This window comes from Alicyclobacillus hesperidum, assembly GCF_900107035.1.
Classification (GTDB): Bacteria; Bacillota; Bacilli; order Alicyclobacillales; family Alicyclobacillaceae; genus Alicyclobacillus; species Alicyclobacillus hesperidum.
Genome location: NZ_FNOJ01000002.1, coordinates 207316 through 223135, shown reverse-complemented (window position 1 = coordinate 223135; position 15820 = coordinate 207316). Strand labels below are relative to the sequence as shown.

Here is a 15820-nt window from a genome sequence, read left to right as displayed (position 1 = left end):
GGGGCTTCTTTGTTGGTCGCTGCAACAGGATGCCTTGCGCCACATGCAAAAACGCATACTCCGGATCTCCGGGGAAATCAGGATAGCCAACGTACGCCGGAATCATCGCTGGCCATAGATGGCATAGATCAAAAGCCAAAACGTGCTCTGGTTATACGCAATGGGAGCTGCGTGTCAATCACAATGTACACTGAAGAGACCAAGGTTACCATCGCACCCGGGGTACAGTTTCCTGCATGGACGTTTGACGGTACGGTCCCTGGCCCTGTGCTTTATTTACGCCAAGGCGACCATGTGAAACTGACCTTGGTGAACTTAGATCCACGCATGGCGCACTCAATTGATCTTCATGCCGCACAAATTCCACCAAACCAAGCTTTTACCGATGTGCCTCCTGGGTCTTCGAAGACAATTAAATTTGATGCGTCGACACCGGGCGTGTTTGTGTACCACTGTGAAAGTGCACCGATGGCTCTACATATCGCTCAGGGAATGTATGGTGCCATCATCGTGACACCACGGGGGGGAATGCCACCAAATTACGTGATCGTACAAAGTGAGTTTTACAAGCCTTTGGACATCAACGCAGTCTTCAAAGGAACTCCAACATATGTAGTGTTTAACGGTGAAGCGAACAAGTATGTCGATCATCCGCTCATTGCCAAAGTGAACCAACCTATTTCGGTTGCGTTTGTGAATGCAGGGCCGAATGACTTTTCCGCCTTTCACGTTGTGGGGGCCATTATGAGAGATGTACAGGAGTCCGGGGACCCCAGGAACAACTCATATGGCGTGCAGACATGCACAGTTGCACCTGGGGATGGTGCGCTAATCCACTTGCTCTTCACAGCTCCTGGCGAATACTCGTTCGTATCGCACGCCATGAACCAAATGGAAGAAGGTGCGACGGGCGAGTTTGTCGTACATCAATAGTCCGCGAAAACGAATTCGGGTTCATTTGACGTCCTCAGCCATGTTGCGAACTGCGATGGTTTCGCAGAAAGCTCCCATTGCATTTCGTTCCAAATCCGATAACAACGGAACAAGATGCGATGGGAGCCGATTTCCCAGTAGGAGCGAACGGAACCTGTCACGCGAATTGATCTTCGTGCAAGCACTTGTTCGCCATATCGTACAGTGCCGCCATTCCTCCATATAAAGTAAAGAAAAAGGAGTCTGGCGCATCCAAAGAAAAGGATCGGTAGTTTCTAGGATCCACGCCAAGTATGAACTCGAAAAGCTCGGCGCTATCGTAGGCATAGAAGCAAAAGCTTGTGTAATCGAAGGCAGGCATCTTCTCATAAATGGTCACAATATCGTGTGCATATGCCTTTACGTTGCGCGACGCCTCGTCGATCATGTGTATAGCGTCAGTGAGATCTACAGATATGTGGATGGTGTGTTCATTGATGAGTTGGATGTCCGCCATATATTCCCTCCTGTTCGCATTGCGAGGTTCTGTCGAGTGGGAGGCAAAGGGCGTTTTTTTCTACAGCACCTCTGTACACAGATAGCGGCAAAAGTTCATCATATGACGGTACTTGCGGGCGAATTTGCAAATACCCGTCATCGGCTGTCTCGGGGTTTTCTGAACTTATCAAAGTTCCGTCTGACACAAGTTTGGCTATCACCGAAAGCCCCCACCATAAGGACGGATCGTCCACCCTCTCAGTAGTCGCCAACTGCTTGACCCGAAATACAGACTCGTATGGCATGTGTGCAAAATTGATGACGTGGCGTAAAATCCCGTTTTCATAGACCACAAAAACACGACGATAACCATGAGTCACGTGGCCCAGAGGTAGCCATTCGACGCGTGCAGTCATGCTCCAGTTCGCCCGATTCGTATGCGGAATGTTTCAGGTCCTCGTTCAAGGTATTCCCATGAGAAAATGCCAGGTCGTTCCAGTTCGAACTGATAGTGCAACGGTTGCGGATCGTGGTCATTGACTAGCAACATGGCTTCGCCTGGGCGGAGATTATCAAAAGTCTGGAAAATCACCTTGTGCTTTTGGTGCGGTGGATATTCGGTCGCGTTTACGGTCGCCGCAAATTCATTCACGATAATGGCCTCCTAGGACTGTTATCTGGTTACACTGTGAAGTCTACGCTGTCCGAATACGCGAGAACGTGACGAAAGTCACATTCGATGCTCAGGAATACGCTTAGTCTAAACGTGCGAGAGCGAGGTTCGCAGGAAAACTGCCTGTTTTCTCTCGGTGGTCTTGCATGGGGGAGTTTCGCATTCATCCCTGTGAAAATCCTAGTGTTATCAAGCAGGAGTAGGTCTGTCATGGTGCGAAAGTGGCGAAAGGGGAGAGCGGCATGAACGATTTTGCGGCGGCCATCGACGTCCGCCAGTTTGCATCGAAAGTAAAGCATCATGCAATTTTTTCAATTTGGAACGCACTCAGCCCGGGTTCAGCAATGCTCATTATCAATGATCACGACCCGAAACCATTGTATTATCAATTGGATGCAGAGTGCGGGCAAGAATTCCAGTGGAATTACTTAGAACAAGGACCGGAATGCTGGCAGGTCGAGATTCGAAAAGTCAGACCTGTAGCCGTTAATTTGCTGCAAGAGGTCGAAGCGGAATAACCCTAGGGGGATTCGTATGTCAGGGAAAATAGTTTCATTGGATGTCCGAGAAATCCTTCGAGCAAAGGGAGAACCCTTCCAGCTCATCATGGAGACGGTCAGCACAGTAGACGATCGCGACGTCTTTGAACTTCACGCTACGTTTAGGCCTGATCCTTTGATTCGCGTGCTCGCAAAACAAGGATTTGCAAATTCGGTGGTAGAAGAGGAGCCGGATCACTTTATCGTGCAATTCTATAAGAAAGACACGGACATTCCGTATTTTCATCTGGATAATCGTGAACTCGATCCGCCCGGCCCTATGGTTCGAACTCTTGATTTTCTGGACAGTCATAAGGCTTGCGCCGAGGGAGAGCTGGGTCTGGAAATTTGGAATGTACGGGTTCCTGCATTTTTACTGCCGGAATTGGATGAGCGAAACTACAACTTCCAAGTAGATGACGAAGGGGATGGGACAGTTCGCGTAAAGATTCGTCGAGCCTAGTTTTTTCGAAAGAAGGTGAATTTCTTGCAAACGTCTGCGGGCGCCCCTGTGATGGGAGGGATCAGCACAAGCCAATCGCCACCTTTCGCAGTGCCTATCCGCTATATGTTGTTTGGTGTCATATGTTTTGGATTGTTTGCGATAGACTTCGCATTCCAATCCTCGACGTTTGCCCACGGTGTACCAGGCACGCCGAGTGTGGTTGCTCTTACGCACGCATTGACACTAGGGGCGCTTTTGTCTTTTGTTATGGGGGCAGTTTATCAGCTCACGACAGTTGCTTTTCTGGTTCCTATTGCAAGTGTCACCGCGGCCCGATGGAATTTTTGGATATACCTAATTGGCGTCGTTGGATTGTTTACGTCCATGAGCCGATGGTGGCCGCTTGGATTGCTCGTCTTTGGCTTTGTCACAGTGATATCACTATATCTGTATTGCGCGGTAATGCTCACTTCGCTAGCGAAGACCAAGGTCCGGGGGCCGATGTTTGGATTTGTCCTGTCCGCACACGCGTATCTCATACTCGCAGTCAGTGTCGCGGTTTTGCTGGTTTTAGCTGATTCGGGATATGTTCCAACACTCGATTTGGCTATCGGGCAATTGATTGCGACACACATCGTATTGGCAGCTGGCGGGTTTTTTACGTTTTTGATTCTGGGTTTCAGTCTAAAACTTTTGCCTATGTTTACCTTGGCACATGGGTTTTCGACATGGCGCCAGAAGTGGACACTTCGTTTGGCACATGTGAGTGTCTGGGTGATCATAGCCGCGATTTGGGTGGCCATCCCCCTGCTGTTCTGGTTAGGCGCAATTTGTGGGTTACTGACTTTACTTATCCATCTATGGGATATGTGGGCCATTATCAAGAACCGTATGCGAAAAAAGGTGGAGTGGCCCATTCTGGGGGTTGTCTCTGCAGTCGTGATGGGGTTTTTCGGACTGTGTTTGTTCTTGCTGCGTCTGTTTTGGCACGGTGGTGAGGCTGGCTGGCAGACCATCGTGATGTTTTATATGCTCGGGGTCGTGACCATGACCGTCATGGGGTTTGCATATAAAATTGTTCCCTTTCTTATCTGGACGAAGCGGCACAGCAGGGCGCAGGCAACGCGCCAGGGTAATCCTATACTCATTTCCGATTTAATTGACGTAAGGCGCTCCCGTCCAGTGTTTATTGGGCTCATTGCCGGGATCATCGCAGGCACCACTGCGGCGTCGGTGTCCTGGGCTCCAGGCGTGATTGGGGGATGCATGGTCATTGGCCTTGCTATCGTTATGTTTAGTGTGCAAATGCTGCGCGTCTTAAAATTGCCGACGCTGAGAAAGGAGTTATTTCGCCATGATTGATATGGATGATGTGCGCGCAAAGTTACAATCTGTTTATGATCCCGAAATCGGCGTCAATGTCGTAGATTTGGGTCTTATTTATAAAATGGAAGAGCGTGAGGAAGGAAGCTTATACATTGAAATGACCATGACAACGCCGGGATGTCCGGCACATGATATGATTAGCGAAAACGTAGAGTGGGCAGCAGCGCAGGCCTCTGGTGTCGCAATGGTCTATGTCGACGTCGTCTGGGACCCGCCTTGGTCGCCTGACATGATGAGTATCGATGCGCGCAGGGAATTGGGATTCGTTTAAGCGACAGTCGTTTGGGCCAACTTATTTCGGGATATCTGAGTGGACGTTCATCGTGTTGTGTGTGCGGAAAAACTGCATGCCGTGCGCCGCGTTTTTCCGCATCATGTTCCCTCTGAATCTTCGGATACGCGCACCAGCCAACCCTCGTCAGCCACTCCATTCGCTCTTCAATCGAAGCCGTGTTGTAGGCTACGGCTCGATTTCGATTTCGATAAATTCATTGCGAATTCGTACGCGGAAGGTCTCCAGTGGAATGGTGCACGGCATGCGTGTAGCACCACCTGTTCGAATGTCGAATGCGCCACCGTGACATCCACAAACAATCTCATTTCCGTCGATATCACCATCGGACAAAGAACAATCTTGATGAGTACAGATGTCAGAGGTTGCGAACCACCCGTCCTCAAGGTGGTAGAGATTCACCTCAATCCCGTTAACCGAGAAATTTTGCATACTTCTCACTGCCACGTCTGAAGTACGACAAACACGATACCAAGACACGACCTCGTCCTCCTCCACTTCGGTTATGAATTCCCTATCGGCAAGCCGAACCCAGTTAGTTCTTTTTAAACGCGGGCAGACAGTGTTGTTTCCTTCAATTGTGGGTCGCTGCGTGAAGAGCGTGGATGGATAAGCACCCAGATTCCAGATCCCCCTGGCCATACTCGCTTTTCCAATCGATACTCAAAGCAGCAATCGTGTAAGGTGTATTCGAGTTGGCGAGTGAACTTCGCCAGATCTTCACTGGGCAAAATGAGCAGCGTTGGTGGTTGTACCTGCTCATTCGCAATGTCGAACAACCAACGCAGCAGTGTCCGAAAGAACTTTGGCTCTTGTTCACGCGAATCTACGAGAAAGCGATTGAGTCCCAGACCAGCAGGATAATATTGTGTCAAGAAATCCGTAGTCGTAATTTCTAGGGTAGTATGCAGATATCCATAGGACTCCATGGTGCGGTGAAGCGCGATCGGACGAAACGGTGTGCGCACTTGTAATACCAGGTTTGCATCATGAAGATGGGCAGATTGTAAAAATGAGTTGAGCAGCGTTAAATCAGCCAGCGATGCACCTCGAGTGTCGACCTCCACGATTTTCATGGTTATCTTCCCTCCGTACATGTACTCTTTGAGCCTAGTTCGACAATACGGAAGGCCGTTAACCTAACGTGTGAGATGTATCACGGTTTACCCATATACGTGCGCTCGTTCTTTAATCGTTCAGAAAACGGCTGCATCTCGTGCATCTCGCTACGTGAAATCGTGACGTAACGCACAGATGTAGAGCCAAAAATATGCCACGATTTCACTAGGCAACATCATCTGCCGTGGTGCTCGAAGGATGCGAGAGTGCCAATGGAGGGATTCTGCATGATGGAAAAAATCTCGCTGCAATTTCGTGACAAGCAAGTTCAAGGCGTTCTCCAACGTGATGAGACGAAATTTATACAGCTTTCGTTGGCACCCCATAAAGGGCTGACTAAGCATCGTACCCCACACAATCTCACGGTATTGGTTCTAACAGGTAAAGTGCTATTCACGATTGAGGAACAGTCGTTTGTGCTTGAGGCATCGGAAATGCTGGCCGTCGATCCGGGAGTGGAGCATGCGATTGAGGGTATTGAACAAAGCACGGTTCTCCTGGTTCTGACCCCAGATTTTAAGCTGTCGGAAAACGCCCCCGTTTTACCAAGGACTCAAACTTTGGAGCACGAAAACGCCTATCGACATCCCGAGCTTATTGAACACATTGCGCCGGAATTACGGCCACTCGTCGATGATCATATAGCCTTGTGCAAGGTATTGGAGGCCACAGCAAGTGTGCCACATGAGAGGGAGATTCGTTCTGCTTTGGAGATGATCCAAACAGAACTGCAAACGCATTTTGTGGCGGAAGAGCAAGTCGTTTTCCCACGCATAGCGGCACACGTTGGGGGGCAGGATGTCGGCCCTGTGGCCCGGTTGCTTGCAGAACATGCTCACATCAGGCGCCTCTATGCAGAAGCGAGAGAGTTGCTCAAAACGTGGGAAGAAACCGGTGATGCTCACATACATGAGCTGGTGGCAGACAAGATTCAGCAATTGTCTGCTTCACTCCTGAATCATCTCGGGAAAGAGGATAGCCATTTATTTCCCATGGCGAGTAGATTGTTAAGCCAAGAGGAGAAAGCCGCCGTTGCCAACGAGCTGCAGGAGTATACGCACAAGATGCCGTGATCAATGGGCGGGCTTACATGTCGAAGGATATGCTATGGAGTTCATACTGATGCCCGACACAAATGAGAAGTGGGGGATAATCTTGATTACCAACGAACAGGTGCTTGAAGCACTTGATGACGTTGAAGATCCCGAGGTTCATCGAAGTATCGTTGAACTGCACATGGTGAAATCGATAGAAATCAACGGTGCCCACGTTCGCGTAGAGGTGCTGCTTACCATTCGCGGCTGTCCCCTTCATACGACAATTGAAAGAGCGGTTCGTGAGAAATTGTTATCGCTTGATGGAGTGCGCACTGTCGAAGTTGCAATTGGGCACATGAACGACGAAGAGCGGGCGCGCTTTGCTGAGATTGTACGCGGGAAGCGATCACAAACGGCTATTCCAGCCGTCCTTGACCCTGCTCTAGGTATAGAATTTATCGCGATCGCGTCCGGAAAAGGGGGAGTTGGCAAGTCCACGGTTACGGCGCACCTTGGCTATGAACTGGGTCAGTTAGGGTTGCGCGTGGGGATCGTCGATGCGGATATATACGGGTTTAGTATTCCTGGGATTTTTGGAGTACAGCTACAAAAGCCGACGATGATAGACGACTTGATTATGCCAATTGAACTAGGAAATCTGCGTTTAATTTCGATGCAATATTTCGTTCCGGACAACAGTCCGGTTGTTTGGCGAGGCCCTATGTTGGGTAAGATGCTCAGAAATTTCTTCAGCCAAGTTTACTGGGGCGAGTTGGATGTCATGCTGCTTGATTTACCGCCGGGAACAGGTGATATTGCACTTGATATACATCAGTTGATCCCCAAAAGTAAGGAGATTATAGTTACAACCCCACATGCCGGGGCAGCTGAAGTCGCCGTTCGGGCGGGACTCATGGGGTTGCGGACAAATCATGAAATTTTGGGTGTCGTCGAGAACATGTCGCATTTCGTGTGCCCTGGTTGTGGGGAAAAGACATACGTGTTCGGTCAGGGCGGGGGAGAACGTGTTGCTCAAGACCTGCAGACAGATCTTCTTGCACAAATCCCCATTTCAAACTTGGAAATGGAGACTACTAGCCCTTTCGATACGGGGGGAACGCAGCGTGAATCCTATCAGCGATTGGCTGAAAGAGTCATGTCGGCAGTGAGGTTGGGACGGCGGAATTTACCGAAGCGGAGCTTGTACAACTGACTATGGCCATTGTGGCAATCAACGGTTGGAATCGACTGGCTATCGCGATGCGATCAATACCTGGCGACCATCAACCGAAGAAGCGATGACCGCGTATTGCGAGAGTACGCTTCCCACCCAACACGTGAATCGGGCGGCTGGCCGGGAGTTCCGTCGGAACATTGAAACAGGCATGGGTGTTGACCCCATGCCTGTCCTATTTGAATGGATAGTTGAAGCATCTGGTAAAGTCGGCCCATCAAACACGGGGATCGTTTTGAAGCATCGTTACACATATTTTTGCAAGGCGTCCACCAATGGGTAATACCGGCCAACAATAAAGGGCCACTCATGTTTTGTGTAACGGCGAGCCTGGGTTTCTCGCATTCGGCGCATGACGTGAACCATATGCGTCAAATCATCTGTTTCAAAGGAAAGTAACCACTCGTAATCACCTAATCCAAAGTTATAAACCCCATTCGTTAGAATCTCAGGGAATTCGCGTCCGGCTTCACCATGTTCTTTAAGCATTGCCCCACGTTGATCAGAAGGCAGCAGGTACCACTCGGCGGTACGGATGTACGGATAGAAGCACAGGTACGCCTTCGGTGGAATGCCTTGCAAAAACGATGGGATGTGATCCGGGTTAAATTCCGCTGGATGGGTCATGCCTACGAACGACCAAGGTATATTTGTAGCTCTTCCTAATTTCGAACGACGAAGATCCAGTTGTAGATTCTGTAGGTCAACAGGATTATGAGCATACATCCACAAGAATACGTCTGTATCGGCGCGGAAGGCCTGTGTTACGTACGAACCTCGAAGCGTCACGCGAGGTTCGTAAGCCTTAAACAACTCGGTCGCTTCGTCAGCGGCTAGTTGGCGAGATGCCGGCGTTGTCTCATTCCATCGATCATGAAACTTCAGTGCAAGATGTGCCGTAAAAATGGTTTCCATAACCATCCCTCCGTGGATAGCGGGAGTAGTTAGCCGTTTCGGGCTTTCCAAGACTATCATGCGGCATGTGAGGACGGCTGAATTTGATCTGGATCACAATCGAGAATACATGCTTGAAAGTTTGGATGAGTGGGAGGGGTTCTGGGCAGTTTTGAGGTTTCGGCAAGGAATGATGGGGCTAGCCAATACCCAATACGTGATTCCCTGTCATACCTTGCCGGAGATATTTTTTCACACGCGGAGTTCGTCGCTCTGTGGAGTCATTGATTTGTGGACTTCTCGCGGCAAGCAGGACAAATTCCCTTGACTTCGACATGATAATCTTCGATTTCAAACCCTGTGGCTTCTGGCGGCAATTGGAACTTAGGCTGTTCCTCCATGTAAAAGTCGATTAGGGCACCGCATTGAATACAAACCAGATGATGGTGTGGCTTGACATTGATATCGAAGCGGCTCGGCCCATCCCCGACTGTGATTTCCTTGACCAAGCCGAGTTGAGCGAAGTTTTTCACCGTATTGTACACAGTCGAAACACTCATGCTTGGGAAGGTCGGATGAACAGATTGATAGATATCATCGACCGTCGCATGTCCGTGGTAGTCCATAAGAAACTGCAGAATAGCCTCTCGCTGCGGAGTTACTCTAAGACCGGACTCTTTAAGCAACTTCACGACGTTCGTGGTCTGTCCGTACACGTGCCTTCCCTCCTTTCTCTTCCCCATCAAATGTATCAGATGTGCTTTGACAAAGCCAAGTGCCTTTTTTATAATCTGACCTAGATAATAATTATTATCAAAAAGGATGTGATATTATTTAAAATCGAGTGGGAATCGTCGTTTTTATCTACGGCAGCCATCATATCGGTGGTGTCGGCATGTGAGCCATTTTAAAGGAGGAAATCAGCGTGTCTCTCATAGGAACCGAAATCAAACCGTTTAAGGTTACGGGATATCGTAATGGTGAATTCGTCGAAGTTACGGATGCAGATTTAAAGGGCAAGTGGAGCGTCCTTTGTTTTTACCCAGCAGACTTCTCGTTTGTGTGCCCAACGGAATTAGAGGACTTGCAAGATCAATACGAGACGCTGAAGTCGCTCGGCGTCGAAGTCTACTCCATTTCCACAGATACCCATTTCACACACAAGGCATGGCACGATGCGTCGCCTGCCATCGGCAAAATTACGTACACCATGCTCAGCGATGCGGCACACACTTTATCGCGCAACTTCGAAGTCCTTATTGAGTCGCAAGGTATTGCGGAACGTGGGACATTTGTTCTGGACCCAGACGGTGTAATTCAAGTATACGAAATCCATGCCGACGGTATTGGCCGCGATGCAAGTACGCTGGTCAACAAAATCAAGGCCGCACAATACGTGCGCAACCACCCAGGCGAGGTTTGTCCGGCGAAGTGGAAGGAAGGGGAAAAGACGCTAAAGCCAAGCCTCGACCTGGTTGGCAAGATTTAAGGAGGTCGAGCAATGGTACTTGATGACGACATCCGCGGACAACTGATGCAATACCTCCAATTGATGGAGGGCGATGTGATCATCCGTGTGAGTGCAGGATCGGACGAAGTATCGAAGGACATGCTGGCCCTCGTCAACGAGTTGGCCGGCATGTCCGGTCATATTCGCATTGAACATGTGACGCTGCCGAGAACTCCGAGTTTCACGGTCAATCGGGTCGGCGAAGATACGGGCATCGCCTTTGCAGGCGTTCCTCTGGGTCACGAATTCACTTCGCTAGTCTTGGCGCTTTTGCAGGTGAGCGGTCGCACGCCAAAACTGGATGAGACAGTCATTCGGCAAATCAAAAGTTTAGATGGCGACTATCATTTTGAAACGTATGTTAGCTTAAGCTGTCATAACTGTCCGGATGTCGTCCAGGCTTTAAATGCGATGAGCATCTTAAATCCCCGTATTACGCACACGATGATCGACGGAGCAGCATACAAGGCAGAAGTTGAAGCAAAGAACGTGATGGCGGTGCCGACTGTATATTTAAACGGGGAATTGTTCGAAAGTGGGCGCATGTCCGTCAGCGATATTTTGGCGAAGTTGGGCAGTACACCAGATGCGGCGGAATTTGCGAATCGCGATCCATATGACGTATTGGTGTTGGGCGGTGGCCCTGCCGGGGCAAGCGCCGCCATTTACAGTGCGCGCAAAGGGATTCGCACCGGTATTGTCGCCGAGCGGTTTGGTGGCCAGGTTTTGGATACGCTGGGGATTGAAAACTTCATTAGCGTCAAATACACCGAAGGGCCGAAATTCGCGGCTCATTTGGAAGAACACGTACGGCATTACAACGTGGATATCATTTCATCACAACGCGCAAAGCAGTTGCGTAAGGGTGACCTTGTGGAAGTCGAGCTGGAGAACGGAGCGGTGTTGAGGAGTAAAGCGCTGATTATTGCGACAGGGGCACGTTGGCGGACACTGGGTGTGCCAGGAGAGGCCGAGCTCAAAAACAAAGGTGTCGCGTATTGCCCACACTGTGACGGCCCTTTATTCCAAGATAAGCACGTTGCGGTCATTGGCGGCGGGAATTCTGGAATCGAAGCGGCTATCGATCTCGCTGGTATTGCCCGGCATGTGACCGTTCTTGAATTCTTACCTGAGCTGAAAGCCGACGATGTATTGCAGAAACGGCTATTTAGTCTGGCAAACGTCACTGTGCTCACCAATGTCGAGACGAAAGAAATTACCGGTGGCGATAAGGTTGATGGTATCACCTACGCGGAGCGGAGTTCTGGGGAAATCAAGCACATTGAGTTGGACGGCGTCTTTGTGCAAATTGGTCTCGTACCGAATACCGATTGGCTGGGAGATGTCGTGGAACGTACGCGTATCGGTGAGATTGTCGTCGATAATCGAGGAGCGACGAACGTACCTGGCGTCTTTGCGGCAGGGGACTGCACGAATGCTCCATACAAGCAAATCATCATATCGATGGGATCGGGCGCAACGGCTGCCTTGGGTGCATTTGATTATCTGATTCGAACCTGACGGTGGCTTGAAGCTCAAGCCGGAAGCGTTCCGGCGTTTCCGTTATCACAATGAAGGAAGAGGCCAACAGCCTTCGTAATAGGGTGGTACCGCAAGCAAAGCCTCGCCCCTGCATGGGGCGGGGCTTTTGTACTATGCGCCCGGCATGGGTGGAATCTTTAGGGTGAAGGTCCCGAACAGGGAGTGGCGAAATACCATCTTCATCTTCGACCCGACATGTAGTGACCACAGTTACAGGTTTCGACTCAGGTGAAAAGCCCAAGATGCCTTACTCCAAGCACAGATCACGCAGAAGTAGTGCAAAATCCAGCGCGATCGCTTGGCAGCGGCTCTGAAAGGGGACGAGTGTCTGATATAACCTGCGTGTATACCTGCGTGTCACAATTGGTATTAGACCTGCGTCTTGGCTGGTGCTACATTCAATGTACCCGGCCGGTGAAATTCAGGTAATCTTCTCGACGAAAAGTTAGCACAAAGGAGTGGGCGTGTTGCGCGAACTCATCCTCGAAGCACCTGGGAAACTACTGATGCGTACACCTCGTTCCGAAAGCCGCCCACTGCAGGCACATGAACTTCGCGTCAGCACGTTGTACGGCGGCATTTGTGGCTCGGATTTGAAAGTATATGAAGGACATATGGCGCACGCTGTCTACCCGGTGCGTCCCGGTCACGAATTGCTTGCTGTCGTGACGGAGGTCGGTGATGATGCAACGTCATTTGCACCAGGAGATCGCGTTGTCATCATACCCAATACGTTCTGCGGAGAGTGTGATCAGTGCAGGCGTGGCCAGACGAACATCTGTTGCAATAAACAATCACTCGGTATCAATGTACCTGGTGGCTTTGCCGACGAATGGGTGGTTGCATCCAAGTACGCGGTGCCTGTGCCGGAAGCGGTTCCGGATCGCGTGGCGGTTCTTGTTGAGCCATTTGCCGTCGCCGTGCACGCGATGCAAAAGGTACAGATTTGCGAAGGCGACGAGGTGCTTGTCAGCGGTTGCGGCACGGAAGGGGCATTGTGTGCGCTGGTCGCCAGTGCTCGCGGTGCCCATGTCACCGTTACCGACATTCAGCCGGATCGCCTAAGGTGGATTCACTCCATTTTACCGAATGTGCATCCGATCACGCCGGATCAAGTTGCGGACGACTCATTTGCCGTGGTCGTTGAGGCAGCTGGTGCGCGCGCGTCAGTCGAATCGGCATTTGCTGCGGTGGCACCGGGAGGCATTATCCTGGGCGTTGGTATGGCTGTGGAAGCCGCGATTCCTATGCAACGATTTGTGCGTAAAGAGGCCACGCTCTATGGATCCATCATTTATGTCTATGATGACTTCGCGCAAGCTTTGGCGTGGCTGAATCGCGATTGCGAGCTGGCGGCTAAACTGGAGGCGTGCATCGGGGCTGAGGTGTCGCTTGATGCGTTTGAAGAGGCTTATTCGCATGCGCTCTCCGGCAAACCAGGCAAAGCGTTGCTCAAGTTCTAACTCCGAACAAGCGAGGGATTCAGCTATGAAATGGAGCGTCTGCACGACAGGTATGAAAGAACACGACGTGCAATGGGTGTTGGAACAAATCGACCTATGGCGCAGAGAAGGTGCTCCTATCGACGGACTAGAGTTGTGGGAGGGTCATCTCGAACCGCACGCATCGCGACACGAGCTCGAGAGCTTGGTGGAGCAATTAGGACAACGTCGCATTGAAGTGCCTGTGGTGAGTGGGTATACGTATTTCTCACAAGGACCCGCCGAGCGAGAGAAAGACATCCTAAGGATACAGAAACTGGCCGCCATTGGGCGTACCATAGGTGCAAGGGCGATCCGGACGTTTTTTGGTCACATTCCCTCCGCGAAAACAAGTCCCGAACTTTGGGATGAGTCGTTGCTGGCCTTGCGCCACGCGGCGAAGATTGCGTATGACGACGGGATGGAGCTATGGGTTGAGACTCATTACCAGACATTTGCGGATCATCTCGATGCGCTTCAGGAGCTGATTGAAGCTACGCACGATTGCCACGTCAAACTGATTTTTGACCCGGCCAATTTCAATCCAGATCACATTGATCCGCTGCAAGTTTTGGATGCGATGTACGCAAGTATTGCACATGTCCATTGCAAAAACTATCACTGGAATCACAATTGCTGGTATCGAAGCCAGCCGGTGTCTGCGTTTGATCCGACGGGCGATGTGAACAATGCGGCTGTGTTACGTGAATTGCAAGGGCGGGGATACACCGGTTACGTTTCCTTAGAGTATTTTGGGCGTCGTGGGTGGAGCGCACTATTGCGTTCGCTAGTGGAGTGCCGTGGGCGATCAGCGTAATCGCCCTGGTTTTGCCTAGGATGTAAGCCCTTTCAATCTGCTTGCGGAAGGAATGGAGGGCAGTCGACCAGAACGTAATAACACGAACGATAGGGGAGTGACGCAATGAAACAACGACGTTGGTGGATTGGCATACTGATCGCGTTCGGCGTGATCGTCAATTATTTGGATCGCTCGACCATGTCGATCGCGACCAAGCCAATCGAATCGGGCTTTCACTTGTCGGCCGGGCAAATGGGCATTATCTTATCGGCTTTTGGTTGGTCCTATGCACTGCTTCAGATTCCGGTTGGCGCACTGCTCGATAAGGTCGGCGTAAAATGGGTCATTCGTTTGGGTATGTTGTTGTGGTCGATTGCATGTTTCATCACGGCGGCGGCCACGGGGCAGGGGTTACTTTTACTGGCACGCGTACTACTGGGCTTTGGCGAGGCACCGTATTTCCCAGCCGCGACCAAGGCGTCGGCGTATTGGTTTCCCATTGCTGAGCGTGCCCGCGCGGTATCTTTGTACGATTCGGAGTCGAAACTGGCCAGTGCCATCGGGGCCCCCTTACTCGCGTGGGCAGTAACAGAGTGGAGCTGGCGCGGGGGTTTCATTGCGACCGGCGTACTCAGCGTTGTTTATGTCATCATCTTCTGGGCGATGTATCGCAATCCAAGTGAAGACCGGCGACTTTCTGCAGAAGAACGCGCCTACATTGAGGCGGGAGGAACGCAAGCTGAAGGTGAGGCCGTCGGTGGTACTTGGAGCAATTTGCTGTATCTGCTTCGGTTCAAGAAGGTTTGGGGTGTCTTTATTGGTTTTGCGGCTTACGGGTATTCTTGGTGGCTCTTTTTGTCCTGGCTGCCGGGCTATTTGGAAGACCAGATGCACCTTTCCGTGTTAAAAACAGGTTGGTATGCGGCGGTACCATGGCTTGTCGGGTTTCTGGCTGAGATGTTGGTGGGCGGAATGCTCGTCGATGCGTTGATTCGCCGTGGGCGCAATCCTTTGCGGGTACGTAAAACGATTCTGGTTATTGGCCTTCTTCTCGGATTATCCGTCATCGGAGCCGCCTATGTGCACTCAGCGGGATGGGCAGTGTTTTGGATATCGCTGGCGTTGGGTTCGCTTGTATGTACCTCCTCGGTCGCGTACAGTGTGCCTACGTTCATTGCCCCGCGCGGCACGGTTGGCGTCCTTACCGGCTTCCTCACATTCGGAAATAACGCCATGGGCATTGTTGCTCCGATTGTCACCGGGTTCATTGTGCAAGCGACAGGTTCGTTCATGGATGCGTTTCTCTGCGCCGCTGGCGTGCTCGTCATCGGCATTCTGAGTTATGCATTTCTACTCACTGATCTCGATCCGATCTCGCCGATGCAACGAACTTCTGCAGGCAGTCATTCGGTTTCTCAGTCGAACCCATTGTAAAACATTCTCTGAGGGTAAGCGCGTA

At 50.9% G+C, this 15820-nt stretch carries 19 protein-coding genes; 12 read left to right on the top strand and 7 right to left on the bottom strand.

The features are described 5' to 3' along the window. Window positions 1–171 precede the first annotated feature (171 nt). The gene (locus BLU70_RS02265; protein ID WP_176780817.1) at window positions 172–933 is read left to right on the top strand and encodes a multicopper oxidase domain-containing protein; all 762 of its coding nucleotides are present in this window, start codon (window positions 172–174) and stop codon (window positions 931–933) included. A gap of 157 nt (window positions 934–1090) precedes the next feature. Here the strand turns inward: BLU70_RS02265 and BLU70_RS02260 are convergent, their stop codons facing one another. After that, on the bottom strand, window positions 1091–1429 hold the full coding sequence (locus tag BLU70_RS02260; RefSeq protein WP_074691576.1) for a hypothetical protein: 339 nt from the start codon (window positions 1427–1429) through the stop codon (window positions 1091–1093). 393 nt (window positions 1430–1822) lie between these two features. Next, on the bottom strand, window positions 1823–2062 hold the full coding sequence (locus tag BLU70_RS02255) for a DUF2249 domain-containing protein (RefSeq protein WP_006448243.1): 240 nt from the start codon (window positions 2060–2062) through the stop codon (window positions 1823–1825). Between the two features lie 263 nt (window positions 2063–2325). On the opposite strand from BLU70_RS02255, the gene BLU70_RS02250 reads away from it, so the two are divergent. The 4 genes from BLU70_RS02250 to BLU70_RS02235 are packed head-to-tail and all read left to right on the top strand — an operon-like array spanning window position 2326 to window position 4724. Beyond that, window positions 2326–2601: a DUF2249 domain-containing protein gene (locus BLU70_RS02250; protein WP_052012438.1), complete on the top strand. Its 276-nt coding sequence runs from the start codon at window positions 2326–2328 to the stop codon at window positions 2599–2601. 16 nt (window positions 2602–2617) lie between these two features. After that, complete coding sequence (locus tag BLU70_RS02245) at window positions 2618–3085, top strand: DUF2249 domain-containing protein (RefSeq protein WP_074691574.1); 468 nt, start codon at window positions 2618–2620, stop codon at window positions 3083–3085. Window positions 3086–3109: 24 nt separating this feature from the next. Further along, entirely contained in the window at window positions 3110–4429 is a 1320-nt protein-coding gene (locus BLU70_RS02240) for a hypothetical protein (protein WP_074691572.1), read from the top strand. A 1-nt stretch (window position 4430) separates the two neighbouring features. After that, window positions 4431–4724, top strand: a complete 294-nt coding sequence (locus BLU70_RS02235; protein ID WP_006448247.1) for a metal-sulfur cluster assembly factor — start codon at window positions 4431–4433, stop codon at window positions 4722–4724. A 189-nt stretch (window positions 4725–4913) separates the two neighbouring features. On the opposite strand, the gene BLU70_RS02230 is transcribed toward BLU70_RS02235, so the two are convergent. The 3 genes from BLU70_RS02230 to BLU70_RS14865 all read right to left on the bottom strand — a co-directional run bounded on the left by BLU70_RS02230 (window position 4914) and on the right by BLU70_RS14865 (window position 6030). Next, on the bottom strand, window positions 4914–5225 hold the full coding sequence (locus tag BLU70_RS02230) for a Rieske (2Fe-2S) protein (RefSeq protein ID WP_074691570.1): 312 nt from the start codon (window positions 5223–5225) through the stop codon (window positions 4914–4916). A 65-nt stretch (window positions 5226–5290) separates the two neighbouring features. Next, the gene (locus BLU70_RS14530; RefSeq protein ID WP_040290896.1) at window positions 5291–5821 is read right to left on the bottom strand and encodes a hypothetical protein; all 531 of its coding nucleotides are present in this window, start codon (window positions 5819–5821) and stop codon (window positions 5291–5293) included. Window positions 5822–5901: 80 nt separating this feature from the next. Beyond that, complete coding sequence (locus tag BLU70_RS14865) at window positions 5902–6030, bottom strand: hypothetical protein (protein WP_006448251.1); 129 nt, start codon at window positions 6028–6030, stop codon at window positions 5902–5904. A gap of 61 nt (window positions 6031–6091) precedes the next feature. Between BLU70_RS14865 and BLU70_RS02220 the strand changes: the two genes are divergently transcribed. Next, entirely contained in the window at window positions 6092–6937 is an 846-nt protein-coding gene (locus tag BLU70_RS02220) for a hemerythrin domain-containing protein (protein WP_040290898.1), read from the top strand. 82 nt (window positions 6938–7019) lie between these two features. Then, window positions 7020–8114 (top strand): Mrp/NBP35 family ATP-binding protein, encoded by a 1095-nt coding sequence (locus BLU70_RS02215; RefSeq protein WP_040290938.1) that lies wholly within the window; start codon window positions 7020–7022, stop codon window positions 8112–8114. Window positions 8115–8381: 267 nt separating this feature from the next. Here BLU70_RS02215 and BLU70_RS02210 read toward each other — a convergent pair whose 3' ends face one another. Beyond that, on the bottom strand, window positions 8382–9050 hold the full coding sequence (locus BLU70_RS02210) for a chlorite dismutase family protein (protein ID WP_006448254.1): 669 nt from the start codon (window positions 9048–9050) through the stop codon (window positions 8382–8384). A gap of 260 nt (window positions 9051–9310) precedes the next feature. Then, window positions 9311–9745 (bottom strand): Fur family transcriptional regulator, encoded by a 435-nt coding sequence (locus BLU70_RS02205; RefSeq protein WP_244885083.1) that lies wholly within the window; start codon window positions 9743–9745, stop codon window positions 9311–9313. Between the two features lie 209 nt (window positions 9746–9954). Between BLU70_RS02205 and ahpC the strand changes: the two genes are divergently transcribed. The 5 genes from ahpC (at window position 9955) to BLU70_RS02180 (ending at window position 15795) form a co-directional block, all read left to right on the top strand. Next, entirely contained in the window at window positions 9955–10518 is a 564-nt protein-coding gene (gene ahpC, locus BLU70_RS02200) for an alkyl hydroperoxide reductase subunit C (protein WP_006448256.1), read from the top strand. Window positions 10519–10530: 12 nt separating this feature from the next. Beyond that, window positions 10531–12060: an alkyl hydroperoxide reductase subunit F gene (gene ahpF, locus BLU70_RS02195; protein WP_074691566.1), complete on the top strand. Its 1530-nt coding sequence runs from the start codon at window positions 10531–10533 to the stop codon at window positions 12058–12060. A gap of 485 nt (window positions 12061–12545) precedes the next feature. Continuing rightward, a complete protein-coding gene (locus BLU70_RS02190; protein ID WP_244885082.1) occupies window positions 12546–13544 on the top strand; it encodes a zinc-dependent alcohol dehydrogenase in 999 nt (332 codons plus the stop codon). Window positions 13545–13569: 25 nt separating this feature from the next. After that, the gene (locus BLU70_RS02185) at window positions 13570–14379 is read left to right on the top strand and encodes a sugar phosphate isomerase/epimerase family protein (protein ID WP_040290902.1); all 810 of its coding nucleotides are present in this window, start codon (window positions 13570–13572) and stop codon (window positions 14377–14379) included. 105 nt (window positions 14380–14484) lie between these two features. Further along, a complete protein-coding gene (locus BLU70_RS02180; RefSeq protein WP_074691564.1) occupies window positions 14485–15795 on the top strand; it encodes an MFS transporter in 1311 nt (436 codons plus the stop codon). Window positions 15796–15820 lie beyond the last annotated feature (25 nt).